This is a genomic window from Streptomyces sp. CNQ329, assembly GCF_000482585.1.
In genome coordinates this window covers 30,599-48,036 of sequence record NZ_AXVU01000037.1, presented here as the reverse complement: position 1 = coordinate 48,036, position 17,438 = coordinate 30,599, and the positions used below count along the sequence as shown (strand labels likewise).

Below are 17,438 nucleotides of genomic sequence, written 5' to 3'. Positions count from 1 at the left end.
CGGCGGTCCCGCCGTACGGACCCCGTCCTCGCGGCTCCGGCACACCATCGGCCAGGATGGGGGACGTGAGCGGACTCCTCGTACTGGCAGGCACGCCCATCGGCGACCCCGCGGACGCCCCGCCGCGGCTGGCGGCCGAGCTGGCCGCCGCCGACGTCATCGCCGCCGAGGACACCCGCCGGCTGCGCAGGCTGACGCAGGCGCTCGGGGTCCAGCCCGCGGCCCGTGTCGTGTCGTACTTCGAGGGCAACGAGAGCGCCCGCACCCCCGAACTCGTCGAGGAACTGGCCGGGGGCGCGCGAGTGCTGCTGGTCACCGACGCCGGCATGCCCTCCGTCTCCGACCCCGGCTACCGCCTCGTCGCCGCCGCCGTGCGGCAAGGCATCACCGTCACCGCCGCGCCCGGCCCGTCCGCGGTGCTGGCGGCGCTCGCGGTCTCGGCGCTGCCGGTGGACCGGTTCTGCTTCGAGGGGTTCCTGCCGCGCAAGCCGGGGGAGCGGCTGGCGCGGCTGCGCGAGGCGTCGGCGGAGCGGCGCACCCTGGTGTACTTCGAGGCTCCGCACCGCCTCGCCGGCAGCCTCGCGGCGATGGCGGACGTCTTCGGCGAGGACCGCAGGGCCGCCGTGTGCCGGGAGCTGACCAAGACGTACGAGGAGGTCAGGCGCGGCCCGCTGAAGGAGCTGGCGGACTGGGCGGCCGAGGGCGTACGCGGCGAGATCACGGTGGTGGTGGAAGGCGCCTCCGGGGATCGTGAGCGGCCCGGCGCCGGGGAGCTGGCCCGCCGGGTCACCGTCCGTGAGGAGGCGGGGGAGGCGCGCAAGGAGGCCATCGCGGCGGTCGCCCGGGACGCCGGGGTACCCAAGCGCGAGGTGTTCGATGCCGTGGTGGCGGCGAAAAACTCGGCAAACAACTCAGAGTAGCCGGACCAAAACTCCTTCAATTGATGGTATTGGCGGCTGCGAGCTGCGCCGAACGGGTGTCCACTGGAATAGGGGATGCGTTCCGGTGACTTTGTCCCTCATATGGACAAGAGGAGCTGCCGATGTCCGAGCCCGAGCCAGTGATCGAGTCATATGCCTTTGCCTGCATGATGTGCGGGCACGGCTGGGAACAGACGTACGAGATACACCACCACGTCGATTCCAAGGGCCGTCCCTTCGTGACCTACCACACCGGCGGGGAGCGGGTTCCCTCGCCGCTCACCCGGCCCACGTGCCTGAACTGCGGCGAGCACGTCGTGCGCATCATGCGCGCCGGCCAGGTCCGTTCCGTCGAGTCGGTGCGGCAGCGCTCACGCCGCGACTGACCGCCCGGTGGCCCTTCGCGGTCTGCGCGCACACCGCCCCGCACGGCGTTGTCGTACCGGGCCAGTAGAGTCCCCGGCATGGCTCAGCACACCTCCGGCGGGGCGGACGCGACGTCCGCGCCGCCGCCGCCCGAGCCGCTCGGCCACCCCGCGGCGGACTCGCACACGCACCTCGACATGCAGGAAGGCACGGTCGCCGAGGCGGTGGCCGCCGCCGCGCGGGTGGGCGTCACCACGCTCATCCAGGTGGGCTGCGACCTGGAGCGCTCCCGCTGGTCCGCGGAGACCGCCGCCGCGCACGACGCCGTGTGGGCGACGGTCGCCCTGCACCCCAACGAGGCCCCGCGGCTGGGCGCCGGCCTGGAGGACGCCCTCGGCGAGATCGACGCGCTCGCCGCGCTGCCGCAGGTCGTCGGCGTCGGCGAGACCGGCCTCGACTACTTCCGGACAGGGCCCGGGGGAGTCGGCGCGCAGCAGCACTCCTTCCGCCGCCACATCGAGATCGCAAAACGCCGGCAAAAGGCCCTCGTCATTCACGACCGCGAGGCGCACGATGACGTGCTGCGCATTCTCCGGGAAGAGGGGGCGCCGGAGCGGGTGGTATTCCACTGCTTTTCCGGTGACGCGGCGATGGCCGAAATCTGTGCGGAGAACGGTTACTTCATGTCCTTCGCAGGAAACGTGACCTTCAAGAACGCGGCGCCGCTGCGCGAGGCGGTCGCCGTCGCCCCCGCGGAGCTGCTGCTCGTCGAGACGGATGCGCCGTTTCTGACGCCGATGCCGTACCGGGGCCGCCCCAACGCCCCGTACCTGATCCCCCTCACGCTGCGCGCCATGGCCGCCACCCGCGGCACGGACCCGGACGAGCTCGCCGCGGCGATCGCGGCGAACACCGCGCGGGCCTTCGGCTACGCCCCGGCGGGACCCCCGGGCTCCGCCGCCCCGGCGCCTCGCCGGGAGGCCGCCGGGACGGAGGGCATAACCTGAAGCGGTGAGCGCCACCACCGGCGAGCCGGACCCGCTGCTCGGCCCCGCGGACGTCCGCGAGCTGGCGGCGGCCCTCGGCGTACGCCCCACCAAGCAGCGCGGCCAGAATTTCGTCATCGACCCCAACACCGTCCGCCGCATCGTGCGCGCCGCCGGTGTCCGGCCGGTCGACGTCGTGGTCGAGATCGGCCCCGGCCTCGGCTCGCTCACCCTCGCGCTGCTGCAGGCCGCGTCCCACGTGACGGCCGTCGAGATCGACGACGTGCTCGCCGCCGCCCTCCCCGTGACCGTACGGGCCCGGCTGCCGCGGCGCGCGGAGCATTTCGCGCTCCTGCACGCCGACGCGCTGCGGATCACCGAGCTGCCGGGCCCGCCGCCCACGGCGCTGGTGGCCAACCTCCCGTACAACGTCGCCGTGCCCGTGCTGCTGCACATGCTGGCCACGTTCCCCGGCATCGAACGCACCCTGGTCATGGTGCAGGCCGAGGTCGCCGACCGGCTCGCCGCCGCCCCGGGCTCGAAGGTCTACGGCGTGCCGTCGCTGAAGGCCGCCTGGTACGCCGACGTCAAGCGTGCCGGTGCCATCGGCCGCACCGTGTTCTGGCCCGCGCCGAACGTCGACTCCGGGCTCGTCTCGCTCACCCGCCGCGAGCCGCCCGCGACGGCCGCCACCCGGACCGAGGTCTTCGCCGCCGTCGACGCCGCCTTCGCGCAGCGCCGCAAGACCCTGCGTGCGGCGCTCACCGGCTGGGCCGGCTCGGCGCCGGCCGCCGAGGCCGCGCTGCGCGCCGCGGGCGTCTCGCCGCAGGCCCGCGGCGAGTCGCTGACCATCGAGGACTTCGCGCGGATCGCGGAGTCCCGGCACCGGACCGCCACCACGAGGAGCAGCACGCCGTGACAAAGGGATCGACCACGCCCGCGTCCCCCGCGGCGCGGAGCGTCACCGTCCGCGTACCCGCGAAGGTCAACGTGCAGCTCGCCGTCGGCCCGCCGCGCCCGGACGGCTTCCACGGCCTCGCGAACGTCTTCCTGGCCGTCGGCCTCTACGACGACGTCACCGCCACCGAGGCCGACGGCCTGCGCATCACGGTCTCGGGCCCCGACGCCGCCGCCGTACCCACCGACGCCTCGAACCTGGCCGCTCGCGCCGCGCGGTTGCTGGCCGCCCGGCACGGGCGGGAGCCGAACGTCCACCTGCACATCGCCAAGGACATCCCCGTCGCCGGCGGCATGGCCGGCGGCAGCGCGGACGGCGCGGGCGCGCTGCTGGCCTGCGACGAGCTGTGGGGCACCGCTACCGGCACCGAAGAGCTGCTGCGGATCTGCGCCGAGCTGGGCAGCGACGTGCCGTTCAGCCTGGTCGGCGGGGCGGCGCTGGGCCACGGGAGGGGCGAGCGGCTGACGACGCTGGCGGTGAAGGGCCCGCTGTACTGGGTCTTCGCGGTGGCCGACGGCGGACTGTCGACGCCGGACGTCTACGGCGAGTTCGACCGCCTGGCGGCGGGCCGCTCCGTACCGGAGCCGGAGGCGTCCCCGGCGGTGCTGGACGCACTGGGCTCCGGCGATCCGGCGGATCTGGCCGCGGCGCTGGCGGCCATCGACGGCGGCAACGACCTCCAGCCGGCGGCGCTCTCCCTCCGCCCCTCCCTGGCGGCCACCCTGGCGGCCGGCAGCACGGCGGGTGCCCTGGCGGCCCTGGTCTCGGGTTCGGGCCCGACGTGCGCGTTCCTGGCGGCCGACGAGGCCGCCGCGACGGCCGTCGCGGCGGCGCTGGAGGACTCGGGCACGTGCCGCAAGGCCCGGGTGGCGCGGGCTCCGGCACCGGGCGCGGCGGTGGTGGGCTAGCGGCGCCGGTCCCGGGAGGGACGGGCCGGGGAAAGCCGCCGGGGCCGGACGACGGCGCGCGAACTACGCTGGGAGACCGTCCGCCGAGGACCCCGACCCCGCGAGGAGCACCGCACCGCCATGGCCGCCGCCAACCTGGTCAACCTGGAAGCCGTCGACAAGGTCTACGGCACCCGCGCCCTCCTCGACGGCATCTCCCTCGGCGTCGCCGAAGGCGACCGCATCGGCGTCGTCGGCCGCAACGGCGACGGCAAGACCACCCTCATCCGCCTCCTCGCCAAGCTGGAGGACCCCGACGCCGGCCGCGTCACCCACACCGGCGGCCTCAGCCTCGGCATCCTCACCCAGGGCGACACCCTCGATCCCGCCGCCACCGTCCGGCACGAGGTCGTCGGCGACATGGCCGACCACGAGTGGGCCGGTGACGCCCGCGTACGCGACGTGCTCACCGGCCTCTTCGGCGGCCTCGACCTGCCCGGCTTCGAGCAGGGCCTCGACACCGTCATCGGCCCGCTCTCCGGCGGCGAGCGCCGCCGCATCGCGCTGGCCAAGCTGCTCATCGGCAACCCCGGCCTGATCGTCCTGGACGAGCCGACCAACCACCTCGACGTCGAGGGCATCGCCTGGCTCGCCGCGCACCTGCGCACCCGCCGCGCCGCGCTCGTCGTCGTCACCCACGACCGCTGGTTCCTCGACCAGGTCTGCACCCGCATGTGGGACGTCCAGGGCGGCGCGGTCCACGAGTACGACGGCGGCTACTCCGACTACGTCTTCGCCCGCGCCGAGCGCGCCCGTATCGCCGCCACCGAGGAGGCCAAGCGGCAGAACCTCGTGCGCAAGGAGCTGGCCTGGCTGCGCCGCGGCGCCCCGGCCCGTACCAGCAAGCCCCGCTTCCGTATCGAGGCCGCCAACGCACTGATCGCCGACGTGCCGCCGCCCCGCGACTCCGCGGAGCTGATGAAGTTCGCGAACTCCCGCCTCGGCAAGACGGTGTTCGAGCTGGAGGACGTCACCGTGCGGGCCGGGGGCGGCGCCGACGGCAGGGTGCTGCTGAAGGGGCTGACCTGGCAGCTCGGTCCCGGTGACCGCGTCGGGCTCCTCGGCGTCAACGGCGCCGGCAAGACCTCCCTGCTGCGTACGCTCGCGGACGCCGCCCGCTCCGGTGGCGAGCGGCAGCCGGCGGCCGGGCGGATCGTCGCGGGCCGGACCGTGCGGCTGGCGTACCTCTCGCAGGAGGTCACGGAGCTGGACCCGCAGTGGCGGCTGCTGGAGTCGGTCGAGCGGGTACGGCAGCGGGTGGACCTCGGCAAGGGGCGGGAGATGACCGCCTCGCAGTTGTGCGAGCGGTTCGGCTTCGGGCGCGAGAAGCAGTGGACACCGGTGGGCGATCTGTCCGGCGGTGAGCGGCGGCGGCTGCAGTTGCTGCGGCTGCTGATGGACGAGCCGAACGTGCTGTTCCTCGACGAGCCGACCAACGACCTGGACATCGAGACCCTCACCCAGCTCGAAGACCTCCTCGACGGCTGGCCCGGAACGCTGGTGGTCATCAGCCACGACCGGTACTTCATCGAGCGCACGACGGACACCGTGCACGCGCTGCTGGGCGACGGGACGCTGCGGATGCTGCCGGGCGGGATCGAGGAGTACCTGCGCCGGCGGGCCCGTGTCCGTGAGACGCAGCAGGCCCGGTCGCCGCAGGCCCCGGCCCCGGCCGAGGCGCAGGCGAGGCCGGCGGCCGGGCTGTCCGCGGCGGATGCGCGGGCGGCGAAGAAGGAGCTGCAGCGCATCGAGCGGCAGTTGGACAAGATCGGCGGCAGGGAGGGCGAGCTGCACGCGGCGATCGCCGAGCACGCGACGGACTTCGCGCGGGTGGCGGAGCTGGACGGGCAGTTGCGCGAGCTGGCGGCCGAGCGCGAGGAGCTGGAGCTGCGCTGGCTGGAGCTGGCGGAGGCGGCGGAGGGGGGCTGACCCCCGGTGGCGGCGGGGCACGGTGCGTACGAGCCGGCGGCGGCTGTCACCCGCGGGTGGTAGAAATGAGCCACGCGATCGCAGTTCGTACGCACAGCCATCCGGGGGGACAGGGACATGTCGCAGCCGCCACCGCCGCCGGGCCAGCCGCCGTCCGGTGGTTTCGGGCCGCCGCCGGCCGAGGATCCGCAGCAGCCCGGTTACGGATATCCGCAGACCCCGCCGCCGCCCGCGCCCGGCGGCGGCTTCGGCGCGCCGCAGGAGCCGCAACAGCCCGCGCCGCAGCCCCAGTACGGCTACCCGCCGGCGCCGCCGGCCCAGCCGCAGCAGCCCCCGGGCCCGCCGCAGCAGCCCTATGGCCAGCCCTCGCAGCCGCCGAAGGAGCCCTACAGCTTCGCGCAGCCGGTCCCGCCGCACTCCGGCGGTTATCCGCAGGCGCAGGTCCCGGGCCTGCCCGCCCGGTCCGCGGCGCAGAAGCTTGTCCCGGTCTGGACGGTCATCGCGGCGGTGGTGGCGATCCTCGTGGTGGCAAGCGGCACGGGCTGGTTTCTCACCCGTGACGGCGAGGAGGCACAGGCCGGCGGAGGGGGCGGTGGCGGCGGTCCCAAGAAGACCGTGAGCGACAGCAAGCCCGCGAGCCGCGACGGCGAACTGCTCTTCGGTGTTCCGTACCCGCAGGCCGAAGAGGGCGCGACCTGGCCCGCGTCGGGCCAGTGGGCGACCGAGAAGATCTACGCCAAGGGCGAGCTGAACGCCGTGAAGGGCTACGACACCAAGACCGGCAAGGAGTCCTGGAAGCTGCCCACCGGCGGCCTGGTCTGCGGCGCCTCGCGGGCGGTCACCGACGACGGCAAGGCGGCCATGCTGGTGCAGGACGGCGAGGTCTCCGACCCCGACGACTCGTACGCGCCGTGCACCGAGGTCGTGCTCTTCGACGTCAACAGCGGCGAGGAGTTGTGGCGGCAGCATGTGGCGACCGCCGACGAGAGCGTGAAGTTCGAGCACGTGACCATCGCCGGTGACACGGTCATCGCCTCCGGCCTCTCCGGCTCCGCGGCGTTCCCCCTGGCCGGCGGTGACCCGGTCTGGCAGACCAAGCCCACCACCGAGTGCAAGGACCATGACTACGCCAGCGACGGGACGAACCTGCTGGGCCTGGTCTTCTGCGGCTCGCTCAACGAAGACATGAAGGTCCAGAAGGTCGACCCGGCCACCGGCGGCATCTACTGGTCGTACGACGTGCCGGACGGGGTGCAGAGCGTCCAGGTTCTCTCCGTCGAGCCGCCGGTGATCACGATCGGGGCGGGCAAGACGACCGAGACCGACATCTTCGCGCTCGACAAGGGCAAGCTGCGCTCGAAGATCTCGCTGGGCACCGAGACGGAGGGCCCGCGCTACAAGCCCGGTTGCGACTACTCCGGCGGCGCCGAGTCCTGCACGACGGTGGCGGTGGACGGCGACACGATGTATCTGCCCTCGCGCGAGCACCAGGGCAAGAGCGACTACGGCGACACGAACGAGATCGTCGCCTTCGACCTCAACTCGGGCAAGCCGACGAAGAAGTACGACGCCGGTGAGAAGCGGACGATGGTGCCGCTGCGGATCGACGACGGCAAGATCATCGCGTATCGCAAGGGGACGTACGACACGGGCGGCGAGATCCTCGCGATAGACCCGGACTCCGCCAAGGAGGAGGTCTGGCTGGAGCTGCCGAACGACACGGCGGAGGCCGAGACGACGATGACGTACAGCGACAACGTGCCGTACCTGTTCGAGCACGGCCGGTTCTATCTGGCGCAGGACATCATCAGCGACCGGGACGACGTGGAGTACTTCGCCCTCGCCTTCGGCAGCAAGGACCAGTGACGGCGGGGCGCCAGGCGCCCCCGGGCGGGGGCGCCTGAGCGGCCTCAGACCAGGCGGCGGGCGCCCGCGCCGGGTACGGCGGCGAAGACCCGCGGCGGGCGGAAGTCCGCCGCGGCGAAGGCCGCCCCGACGGCCTTGCCGACCGTGTCGGCCGCGTCCGTCTCGACCAGCACGATCGCCGAGCCGCCGAAGCCGCCGCCGGTCATGCGTGCGCCGAGCGCGCCCGCGGCGACCGACGACTCGACGACCACGTCGAGTTCGCGGCAGGAGACGCGGAAGTCGTCGCGCAGCGAGGCGTGCCCGGCGAGCAGCACGGGCCCGATGTCGCGGGTGCGGCCCGCGTCGAGCAGCGTGATGCACTCCTCGACGCGCCGGTCCTCGGTGACGACGTGCCGGACGAGCGGGCGCACCGCCGGGTCCGCCAGCCGGGCCAGCGCCGTGTCCAGCTCCGCGTGCGGCACGTCACGCAGCGCCGGCACGCCCAGCGCCCGCGCCGCCGCCTCGCAGCCGGCGCGCCGCTCGGCGTACTCGCCGTCGCCCAGGGCGTGTTTGACCTGTGTGTCGACGACGAGCAGCGTGAGCCCTTCGGCGGCGAGGTCGAACGGCACGGCGCGCTGCGTGAGATCGCGGGTGTCGAGGTGGAGCAGGTGGCCCGCGGTGCAGCATGCGGAGGCCATCTGGTCCATGATCCCGCTGGGTACGCCGACGAAGTCGTTCTCGGCGCGCCGGCCGATCTGGGCCAGCTCCATGGGGCCGAGGCCCCAGCCGTACAGGTCGCTGAGCGCCAGCGCCGTGGAGACCTCCAGCGCCGCCGACGAGGACAGACCGGCGCCGGTGGGGACAGTGCTCTCGTAGTGGATGTCCGCGCCGCCGAAGCCCGCGAAGGCGTCCACGGTGCGGCGCAGCGCCCACACCACGCCCGCCGGGTAGGCGGCCCAGCCGCCGCGGTCGCCGCCCACGGCCAGGGGGTCGATCTCGTCGACGGCCAGTTCCACCAGGCGGGATTCGCCGTCGCCCGAGTGCAGCCGCAGCACGCCGTCGTCGCGGCGGCGGGCGGCGGCGAGGGTGGTGTGCGGGAGGGCGAGCGGCATGACGAAGCCGTCGTTGTAGTCGGTGTGCTCGCCGATGAGGTTGACGCGTCCGGGCGCCGCCCACACCCCGGCGGGCCGCTCCCCGTACAACTCGGCGAAGGCGGCGGCAGCAGCCTCTGCCCCGGCGCCGTCCGCGCGCGGGCCTCCGGCCGCCCCGGCCGCGGCTCCCGTGTCCGCCGCGCCCCGCACCCCCGCAGTCTCCCCGGCCGTCATCCGTCCCCACCGCCTTCCCTCGCGCCCGCGACCCGCCGTGCGAAGTCCCAGGCGTCCGAAACGATCCCCGCCAGCTCCGTACGCGACGGCTGCCAGCCCAACTGCTCCTTCGCCGCCGCCGCCGAGGCCACCAGCACGGCCGGGTCCCCGGCCCGCCGGGGTGCGACCACCTCGGGCACGGGGTGCCCCGTCACCTCGCGGACCGTCTCGATGACCTCACGGACGGAGAAGCCCTCGCCGTTGCCCAGGTTGCAGATGAGGTGCTGGCCGGGGCGCACGGCGCCGAGGGCGAGCAGATGGGCCTCGGCGAGGTCCGCGACGTGGATGTAGTCGCGGACGCAGGTGCCGTCCGGGGTGGGGTAGTCGTCGCCGAAGACGGAGATGGACGCGCGCTGCCCCAGGGCCACGTGGAGCACCAGCGGGATCAGGTGGGATTCGGGGTCGTGCCGCTCGCCGTACGGGCCGCCGCCCTGCTCCGGCAGGTAGGCGCCCGCGACGTTGAAGTAGCGCAGTGACGCGGCGGCCAGCCCGTGGGCGTGGCACTCGGCGCCGATCATCTGGTCGACGGCGAGCTTGGAGGCCCCGTACGGGTTCGTCGGCGCGGTGACGGCGTCCTCGGTGATCGGCACGGACTCCGGCTCGCCGTAGGTGGCGGCGGTGGAGGAGAACACCAGCCGCCGCACACCTGCGTCGCGCATCGCCGCGAGCAGCTCCAGCGTGCCGCCGACGTTGTTGCGCCAGTACTTCTCGGGGTGCGTGACGGACTCGCCGACCTGCGAGGAGGCGGCGAAGTGCAGGACGGCGTCGTACGAGGAGTCCAGCCACTTCGCGGCGTTCTGGATCCGGTCCTCGACGAACTCGGCGCCTTCCGGCACCCCGTCGCGGAACCCGGTCGACAGATCGTCGACCACGGTCACCCGGTGCCCGGCGGCCAGCAGGTGCGCCGCGACGACGCTCCCCACGTACCCGGCCCCGCCGGTCACCAGGTACTTCCGCGCGGCCCGGTCGCCCCCGGCACCTCCGGCTGCGTTCTCACTCACGTGCTCGCTACCTCTCGCAGTCGTTCCGCCGCCCGCTCCGGCGGCACATCGGTGACAAACGCGTCCATCGCGGACTCCGATCCCGCAAGATACTTCAGCTTGCCCGGGCTCCGCCGGATCGTGAACAGTTCGAGATGGAGAGCGTAGTCATCGCGGCCCGGCCCCCGCACCGGCGCCTGATGCCACGCCGAGATGTACGGCGTCGGGGGCTCGCCGGGGCCGAAGATCCGGTCGAATCTGCGCAGGAGTTCGAGGTACATCCCGGGGAACTCCTCGCGCGCCTCGTCGCCCAGCGCCGGCAGGCCGGGCACGCGGCGCCGCGGGTAGAGGTGGACCTCGTACGGCCAGTGGGCGGCGTACGGCACGAACGCCACCCAGTGCCTGCCCTCCAGGACCACCCGCGTCCCCGCCGCGGTCTCGGCGGCGACGACGGTGTCGAAGAGGTTTCCGCCGGTCTTCGCCCGGTGCCGCTCGACGCGCCGCATCATCTGCGCGGTGCGCGGCGTGACATACGGATAGGCGTAGATCTGCCCGTGCGGGTGGCCGAGGGTGACGCCGATCTCCTCGCCGCGGTTTTCGAAGCAGAAGACCTGCTCGACGCCGGGGAGTTCGCCCAGCTCCACCGAGCGGTCGATCCAGGCGTCCAGTACCAGCGCCGCCTGGCCGGGGGAGAGGCCGGCGAACGAGGCGTCGTGGTCGGAGGTGAAGCAGACGACCTCGCAGCGGCCCGCGCCCGGGGCGCCGACGAACGGCGGCTCGCCACTCTGCGGACCGGGGCCGCCGGTCAGCGAGGGGAAGCGGTTCTCGAAGACGGCGACCTCGTAGTCGTCGGCGGGGATCTCGCTCAGCCGCCCGTTCCGGGAGGGGCACAGCGGGCATTCGTCGGCGGGCGGCCGGTACGTACGCCCCTGCCGGTGCGAGGCGATGACCACCCACTCCCCGCGCAGCGGGTCGAAGCGCGCCTCCGAGGCGGTGCGCGTCGGCTCCAGGGGGCGGCGGTCGGCCGCGTCCCGGACGGCGTCGTCACGCGCGTCGAAGTAGATCAGCTCGCGCCCGTCCGCGAGCCGCGTGTGCGTCTTCTTCACTGGAGCCTCTTCCTCGGCCCTGGCCTGCCCTGCCCGCCGGTCGTCATGGTCCGGTTCTCCAACACAATCGAACACAATGAACCACAAGCCAACAGGCGAGTCAACGCCGGAGCGTCGCTTACCCATAATTATCCGTTATCAGACATTCTGGGTGCGAGATCCAACAGACAAGCAAACAGTCCCAACAGAAGTTTTCGGAATCCAACGCCACGCGTCTGGCTTCGCCTTCCGAACGCGTCACGCACTGAAGCGGACCTGCACCATGCACCCACTAGCGGCCGAGCTGCGGCTCGACACCAACGTCCTCGACTACGTGATCATGGCCATGTACTTCGCCGTCGTGCTCGGCATCGGGTTCCTGGCCCGGCGAAGCGTCAAGACCAGCCTTGACTTCTTCCTCTCCGGCCGCTCGATGCCCGCGTGGATCACCGGTCTGGCGTTCATCTCCGCCAACCTCGGCGCCACCGAGATCCTCGGCATGGCCGCCAACAGCGCCCAGTACGGCGTCTACACCACGCACTGGTACTGGATCGGCGCCATCCCGGCCATGGTCTTCCTGGGCCTGGTGATGATGCCCTTCTACTACGGCTCGAAGGTCCGCTCGGTGCCGGAGTTCCTGCTGCACCGCTACGACCGCAACGCGCACCTGCTCAGCGCGGTGCTCTTCTCCCTGGCCGCCGTCCTCATCGCCGGCGTCAACCTCTACGCCATGGCCATCGTCGTCGAGGCGCTGCTCGGCTGGCCGGAGTGGGTCGCCATCGTCGTCTCCGCCGCCGTCGTGCTCGCGTACATCACCCTCGGCGGGCTGTCGTCGGCGGTCTACAACGAGGTGCTGCAGTTCTTCGTCATCATCGCCGCGCTGCTGCCGCTGACGATCCTCGCGCTCAAGCGCGTCGGCGGCTGGGACGGTCTCAGCGACACCCTGACCGCGTCCCGCGGCAGCGACTTCCTGACCGCCTGGGGCGGCACCGGCATCGGCAACGACAACCCGCTCGGCGCCAATTGGCTGACGATCGTCCTCGGTCTGGGCTTCGTCCTCAGCTTCGGCTACTGGACGACCAACTTCGCCGAGGTCCAGCGCGCGCTGTCCGCCAAGAACCTCTCCGCCGCCCAGCGCACGCCCCTCATCGGCGCGTACCCGAAGATCTTCATCGTCTTTCTGGTGATGATCCCGGGCCTGGCCGCGGCGGCCCTGGTGCCCGAGATCGGCACCTCCGGCTCCGACCTGACGTACAACGACTCGATCCCCTTCCTCATGGAGCAACTGCTGCCCAGCGGCGTGCTCGGCGTGGCCATCACCGGCCTGCTGGCGGCCTTCATGGCGGGCATGGCGGCCAACGTCTCGTCGTTCAACACCGTGTTCACCACGGACATCTGGGAGCCGTACGTCGTGCGCGGCCGGACGGACGCGTACTACCTGCGCGTCGGGCGGATCATCACCGCCGTCGGGGTCGCGGCCAGCGTCGGCACCGCGTTCATCGCGTCCAGCTTCAGCAACATCATGGCGTACCTGCAGACGCTGTTCTCCTTCTTCAACGTGCCGATGTTCGTGGTCTTCATCATCGGCATGTTCTGGAAGCGCACCTCCGCCAGGGCAGGCTTCTGGGGGCTGCTCGTCGGCACGGTCGCCGCGATGCTCAACTACTTCTGGATCTACAAGCAGGGCGTCATCGGCATCCCCAGCGACCAGGGCGCCAACTTCGTCTCCGCGATCGTCGGCTTCGTCGCCGGCGCGGTCGCGATGCTGGCCGTCACGCCGTTCACCCGCCCCAAGACCCGCGAGCAGCTCGCGGGCCTGGTCTACGGCACCCGCTCCCCGGGCATGTCCGAGCCCCCCGCCGAGGGGGACGACGCCTGGTACCGCAAACCGGCGCTGCTGGGCTGGGGCGCGCTCGTCCTGGCCGCCGTGTGCTACATCCCCTTCTCCTTCTAGGAGCGCACCATGAGCGACACCCACGAGCCCTCCGGCGGCCCCGGCCGCGATGTCCCGGACACCGGGGAACTGGTGGAGCAGATCGAGGAGCTGGAGCGCAAGTCGGCGACGGCCAGCCGGCTGTTCGACGTTCGGCGGCTGATCGGCGGCCTGTTCGTCGTGTACGGGCTGATCCTCGCGATCGTGGGCGCCTTCGACTCCGACGCGGAGATCGCCAAGGCGGTGGACGTGCGCATCAATCTGTGGACGGGCCTGGGGATGCTGGCGCTCGGACTGTTCTTCCTCGTCTGGCAGCTCCTCCGGCCGGTGCGCCCGCCGTCGGCGGAGGAGCTGGCGGAGGCGATGGACGGCCACCACCACCAGGGCCCCCGGGACCGCCCAGGCGACCGCTGACCCGTTGACGCCCGGGGAGCCCGCCCCGTACGCGATTGTCCGAAAGCCGCCGCGTCCGCCGCAGTCCGCAAGCCGCTACGCGCCCGCGTCGCCGTCCGCCGCGGGGCGGGCGGCGGCGCGGTCCAGCAGTCCCGTACGGGCCGCCAGCGCCGCCGCTTCGAGCCGTGATCCCACCCCGAGCTTCATCAGCACCCGCTGCACGTGCGTACGGGCCGTGCTCGCCGCTATGTGCATCCCCTGCGCGATGAGCCGCGTGTCCTCGCCCTCCGCCACCCGCACCAGCACCTCGACCTCCCGGGGGGTCAGCATCTGCAGCAGCCGGGCGCCCTCGTCGTCCGGCTCCGCCGCCGGGTTGAGCAGCTCGGTGAACGCGCCCTGCAACAGCTGAGGAGCCACCGCCGCCTCCCCGGCCCGCGCCTTGACCAGCGCACGTTCCACGCCCTCGATGCGCTCGTCGTGCCGTACGTACCCGGAGGCGCCCGCGGCGAACGCCGCCGCTATGCCCCGCGGGTTCGGCACCGGGCCGAGCACCACCACCGCGATCTGCGGACGCTCCCGTTTGATCCGCAGGACAGGGTCGAACGCCCCGGATGCGGCCGGGGTCGCCGTGCCCAGCAGGCACACCTCAGGTCCTCTGCTCACCACCAGCTCCGCGGCGCCCGCCGTGGGCGCGGCCGCGGCCAGCACCCGGTGTCCGCGCAGCTTCAGCGCGGACGCGAGAGCCTCGGCGAGCAGGCGGTGCTCGTCGACCACGATCAGCCGAACGGCCATCTCGCCCTCCCCCCGGGGGTCTACTGCCCCGGCAACGTACAGCCTTACCGCTCCCGGGCCCGCCGGAACTCCGGAATCCATCCCCTCCGGGGCCGTATCCGGCCGGTTTCTACTCCGCGTGGCGAACTCGCCACGGAAAGTTGGCCGTTGGGCTTCCCTTGTCCGTCCCGCGCCCTACGCTGTGGGGGCAGCACCGGTGGGGGCCGGTGCCCTTTCAGGGGGCGGGAGACGTGGGTACGGCGCACGGGGCGGGGTAGCTATGGGACGCGGCGGCGGCCGCAGCTCAGGCGGACGTCCGACGCTCGGGGGGCCGCATTCCGCATTCCGCGAGTTCTCGTAGTACGCGACATGGGGGTGTCCGTGGTTCGGATCCGGGTCCTGGTGGCCGATGCCCACCGCGTGTTCGCCGAGTCGCTGGCCGCGGCGCTGGCAGCAGAGCCGGATGTCGACGTGCTGCCGGCCGGCAGCGGTCAGGCCGCGCTGCGCTCACTGGAGCGCGCGGCGGCGGAAGGGCGCCCGTTCGACGTGTTCCTGGTCGACGCCGACCTCGACCGCGACGTGCCCGCGGGCACACCGGTGCCCGCGCAGGCGGTCGCGGGCAACGGCTCGGCGGCCGGCGCCCCGGGCGGGATATCGCTCACGGCGCGCGTCCGCTCGGCGCATCCGCAGACCCGCACGGTGGTCCTCGCGGCCCGCGACGATCCGGCGCGGGCGGCGGCGGCGCTCCAGGCCGGAGCGTTCGGCTGGGTCGCCAAGGACAGCTCGCTGTCCCGGCTGCTGGCGGTGATCCGGGGCGTGCTGCGCGGCGAGACGCATCTGCCGCCCGCGCTGCTCACGGGCGTGCTGCGGGAGCTGACGGCGGCCCGGGAGCACCGCACGGAAAGCGAGCAGCTCGTCGAGTCGCTGACCCCGCGGGAGCACGAGGTGCTGCGCTGCATGGTCGCGGGCCTGGGCCGCAAGGCCGTCGCTGAGCGGCTGTATCTGTCGCCGCACACGGTCCGTACGCACATGCAGAACGTGCTGGGCAAGCTCGGCGTGCACTCGACGCTGGCCGCGGTGGCGCTGGCCCGCCGCGCGGGCGTGGGCCCGGTGGACCTGGGCGAGCCGGCAGGCGTGGGCGGGTAGCGGCCCGGCGCCCGAGAGGGCGGCGCGGCGGCGGTCGCGCGCGGGCCGCGGGGCACACCGGGCTACGGCACGTTGTCGAAGGGCGCCGTCAGCCGGCGGAGCAGTCCCGCCAGTTCCGTGCGGCGCTCCGGCGGCAGTTCCGCGAGGATCGCCCGCTCCTGCGCCAGCAGTGCCGCCAGCGCCGCGTCCGCGCGCTCGCGGCCCTCGGGGGTGAGCCGCACAAGCACCCCGCGCCGGTCGCTGGGGTCCGGCAGGCGGGAGACGAAGTCCTTCTTCGCCAGCCGGTCGATGCGGTTGGTCATCGTCCCGGAGGTGACCAGGGTCTGGGTGAGGAGCTGGCCGGGGGAGAGCTGGTACGGCTCGCCGGCGCGGCGCAGCGCGGTCAGCACGTCGAACTCCCAGCCCTCCAGGCCGTGTTCCGCGAACGCCACCCGCCGGGCCCGGTCCAGGTGGCGGGCCAGCCGGCTCACCCGGCTCAGCACCTCCAGCGGCTCCACGTCGAGGTCGGGGCGCTCCCGGCGCCACGCCGCGACCAGCCGGTCCACCTCGTCCCGCATGACGTCAGTGTAGTTGGTCTGTCGACATGAAGTCTCTTGACATCGAGATACATCGGCGGAACGCTGGAACACATGACCTCACCCTCCTGGGACCCGCAGCAGTACCTGCGCCACGAGGGGCCCCGTACCCGCCCCCTCGCGGACCTCCTCGCCCACGTCGGGGAGCCACCCCGCCGCCCGGCGCGGATCGCCGACATCGGCTGCGGTACGGGCAACGGCACCGCACTGCTGGCCGCCCGCTGGCCCGGCGCCCACGTCACGGGGTACGACAGCTCCGCCGCCATGCTCCGCGCCGCCGCCGCCCACGCCGGCCCCGCCCCCGGCGGCGGCCGGATCGACTTCGCCCACGCCGACCTCGCCGACTGGACGCCCGAGCCCGGCGCGTACGACCTGATCCTCGGCAACGCCGTGCTGCAGTGGGTGCCCGACCACTGGAAGCACTTCCCCCGCTGGCTCGCCGGCCTCGCCCCCGGCGGCACGTTCGCCTTCCAGGTCCCCGGCAACTACGACGCCCCCAGCCACGCGCTGATGCGGCAGCTCACCGGCGACCCCCGCTGGCGCGGGCGGCTCGACGGCGTGCTCCGCGACCAGCCGGTGCTGCAGCCGGTCGCCTACCTGGAACTGCTCTGCGACCTCGGCTGCGCCGGCGACGCCTGGGAGACCACGTACGTCCACCTCCTGCACGGTCCCGACCCGGTGCTGGACTGGGTGAAGGGCACCGGCCTGCGCCCCGTGCTCGACGCGCTCGGCGACGACGCCGACGCGTTCGTCACCGCCTACGCGGCCCTGCTGCGCACCGCCTACCCGCCGGGCCCGCACGGCACCCCGTTCCCGTTCCGCCGCATCTTCGCGCTGGGAGTCATGCCATGATCACCGGAATCGACCACGTCCAGCTCGCCGTCCCCGCCGGCAGCGAGGAGGTCCTGCGGATCTTCTACGGCGACGTCCTCGGCATGACCGAGGTGCCCAAGCCCGCGGTGCTCGCCGCCCGCGGCGGCTGCTGGTTCACCTCCGGCCCCGTGACGCTCCACCTGGGCGTCGAACAGGACTTCCGCCCCGCCCGCAAGGCGCATCCCGCGCTCGTCGTCACCGGCCTCGACGCGCTCGCCCGCCGGCTGGCCGCCCGCGGCCACGACGTGACCTGGGCGGACGGCGAGATCCCGGGCGTACGGCGCTTCCACACCAACGACCCGTTCGGCAACCGGCTGGAGTTCCAGGCCGGGTAAGGGCCCACCCGGAGGGCCGCTCCGCCGCGGCG

Annotated in this window: 17 protein-coding genes; 12 read left to right on the top strand and 5 right to left on the bottom strand. The window is 73.3% G+C overall.

The window, feature by feature from the left end; all coding sequences use genetic code 11:
• The first annotated feature begins 65 nt into the window (after positions 1 to 65).
• The 7 genes from rsmI to I003_RS0122705 all read left to right on the top strand — a co-directional run bounded on the left by rsmI (position 66) and on the right by I003_RS0122705 (position 7,972).
• Positions 66 to 920 carry a 16S rRNA (cytidine(1402)-2'-O)-methyltransferase gene (gene rsmI / locus I003_RS0122735; protein ID WP_027773624.1) on the top strand — a complete coding sequence of 285 codons (855 nt, stop codon included), beginning with the start codon at positions 66 to 68 and terminating at the stop codon, positions 918 to 920.
• Positions 921 to 1,042: 122 nt separating this feature from the next.
• Entirely contained in the window at positions 1,043 to 1,306 is a 264-nt protein-coding gene (locus I003_RS0122730; protein WP_027773623.1) for a hypothetical protein, read from the top strand.
• 78 nt (positions 1,307 to 1,384) lie between these two features.
• On the top strand, positions 1,385 to 2,293 hold the full coding sequence (locus I003_RS32905; protein ID WP_051368382.1) for a TatD family hydrolase: 909 nt from the start codon (positions 1,385 to 1,387) through the stop codon (positions 2,291 to 2,293).
• A 4-nt stretch (positions 2,294 to 2,297) separates the two neighbouring features.
• A complete protein-coding gene (gene rsmA, locus I003_RS0122720; protein ID WP_027773622.1) occupies positions 2,298 to 3,191 on the top strand; it encodes a 16S rRNA (adenine(1518)-N(6)/adenine(1519)-N(6))-dimethyltransferase RsmA in 894 nt (297 codons plus the stop codon).
• On the top strand, positions 3,188 to 4,138 hold the full coding sequence (locus I003_RS0122715; RefSeq protein WP_027773621.1) for a 4-(cytidine 5'-diphospho)-2-C-methyl-D-erythritol kinase: 951 nt from the start codon (positions 3,188 to 3,190) through the stop codon (positions 4,136 to 4,138). The genes rsmA and I003_RS0122715 overlap by 4 nt, the downstream gene beginning before the upstream one ends.
• Before the next feature lie 120 nt (positions 4,139 to 4,258).
• Positions 4,259 to 6,106 (top strand): ABC-F family ATP-binding cassette domain-containing protein, encoded by a 1,848-nt coding sequence (locus I003_RS0122710; RefSeq protein ID WP_027773620.1) that lies wholly within the window; start codon positions 4,259 to 4,261, stop codon positions 6,104 to 6,106.
• Between the two features lie 117 nt (positions 6,107 to 6,223).
• On the top strand, positions 6,224 to 7,972 hold the full coding sequence (locus I003_RS0122705; RefSeq protein ID WP_027773619.1) for an outer membrane protein assembly factor BamB family protein: 1,749 nt from the start codon (positions 6,224 to 6,226) through the stop codon (positions 7,970 to 7,972).
• Between the two features lie 44 nt (positions 7,973 to 8,016).
• On the opposite strand, the gene galK is transcribed toward I003_RS0122705, so the two are convergent.
• The 3 genes from galK to galT are packed head-to-tail and all read right to left on the bottom strand — an operon-like array spanning position 8,017 to position 11,401.
• On the bottom strand, positions 8,017 to 9,252 hold the full coding sequence (galK, locus tag I003_RS0122700) for a galactokinase (protein WP_027773618.1): 1,236 nt from the start codon (positions 9,250 to 9,252) through the stop codon (positions 8,017 to 8,019).
• A 20-nt stretch (positions 9,253 to 9,272) separates the two neighbouring features.
• The gene (gene galE / locus I003_RS0122695) at positions 9,273 to 10,316 is read right to left on the bottom strand and encodes a UDP-glucose 4-epimerase GalE (RefSeq protein WP_027773617.1); all 1,044 of its coding nucleotides are present in this window, start codon (positions 10,314 to 10,316) and stop codon (positions 9,273 to 9,275) included.
• A complete protein-coding gene (galT, locus tag I003_RS0122690; protein ID WP_027773616.1) occupies positions 10,313 to 11,401 on the bottom strand; it encodes a galactose-1-phosphate uridylyltransferase in 1,089 nt (362 codons plus the stop codon). Before galT ends, galE begins: the two co-directional genes overlap by 4 nt.
• A 262-nt stretch (positions 11,402 to 11,663) precedes the next feature.
• Here galT and I003_RS0122685 point away from each other — a divergent pair, with 262 nt between their 5' ends.
• Together I003_RS0122685 and I003_RS0122680 are read left to right on the top strand one after the other, a co-directional pair.
• Positions 11,664 to 13,334, top strand: coding sequence for a sodium:solute symporter family protein (locus I003_RS0122685; RefSeq protein WP_027773615.1), 1,671 nt, complete (start codon positions 11,664 to 11,666; stop codon positions 13,332 to 13,334).
• A gap of 9 nt (positions 13,335 to 13,343) precedes the next feature.
• Entirely contained in the window at positions 13,344 to 13,727 is a 384-nt protein-coding gene (locus tag I003_RS0122680) for a hypothetical protein (RefSeq protein ID WP_027773614.1), read from the top strand.
• Between the two features lie 75 nt (positions 13,728 to 13,802).
• On the opposite strand, the gene I003_RS0122675 is transcribed toward I003_RS0122680, so the two are convergent.
• On the bottom strand, positions 13,803 to 14,498 hold the full coding sequence (locus I003_RS0122675) for a LuxR C-terminal-related transcriptional regulator (RefSeq protein ID WP_027773613.1): 696 nt from the start codon (positions 14,496 to 14,498) through the stop codon (positions 13,803 to 13,805).
• A 360-nt stretch (positions 14,499 to 14,858) separates the two neighbouring features.
• Here I003_RS0122675 and I003_RS0122670 point away from each other — a divergent pair, with 360 nt between their 5' ends.
• Positions 14,859 to 15,623, top strand: coding sequence for a LuxR C-terminal-related transcriptional regulator (locus tag I003_RS0122670; RefSeq protein WP_486584341.1), 765 nt, complete (start codon positions 14,859 to 14,861; stop codon positions 15,621 to 15,623).
• 62 nt (positions 15,624 to 15,685) lie between these two features.
• Here I003_RS0122670 and I003_RS0122665 read toward each other — a convergent pair whose 3' ends face one another.
• Complete coding sequence (locus I003_RS0122665) at positions 15,686 to 16,180, bottom strand: MarR family transcriptional regulator (protein WP_027773611.1); 495 nt, start codon at positions 16,178 to 16,180, stop codon at positions 15,686 to 15,688.
• Between the two features lie 72 nt (positions 16,181 to 16,252).
• Between I003_RS0122665 and I003_RS0122660 the strand changes: the two genes are divergently transcribed.
• Together I003_RS0122660 and I003_RS0122655 are read left to right on the top strand one after the other, a co-directional pair.
• Positions 16,253 to 17,050 (top strand): trans-aconitate 2-methyltransferase, encoded by a 798-nt coding sequence (locus I003_RS0122660; RefSeq protein WP_027773610.1) that lies wholly within the window; start codon positions 16,253 to 16,255, stop codon positions 17,048 to 17,050.
• Positions 17,047 to 17,406 carry a glyoxalase gene (locus I003_RS0122655; RefSeq protein WP_027773609.1) on the top strand — a complete coding sequence of 120 codons (360 nt, stop codon included), beginning with the start codon at positions 17,047 to 17,049 and terminating at the stop codon, positions 17,404 to 17,406. The genes I003_RS0122660 and I003_RS0122655 overlap by 4 nt, the downstream gene beginning before the upstream one ends.
• The last annotated feature ends 32 nt before the right edge of the window (positions 17,407 to 17,438 follow it).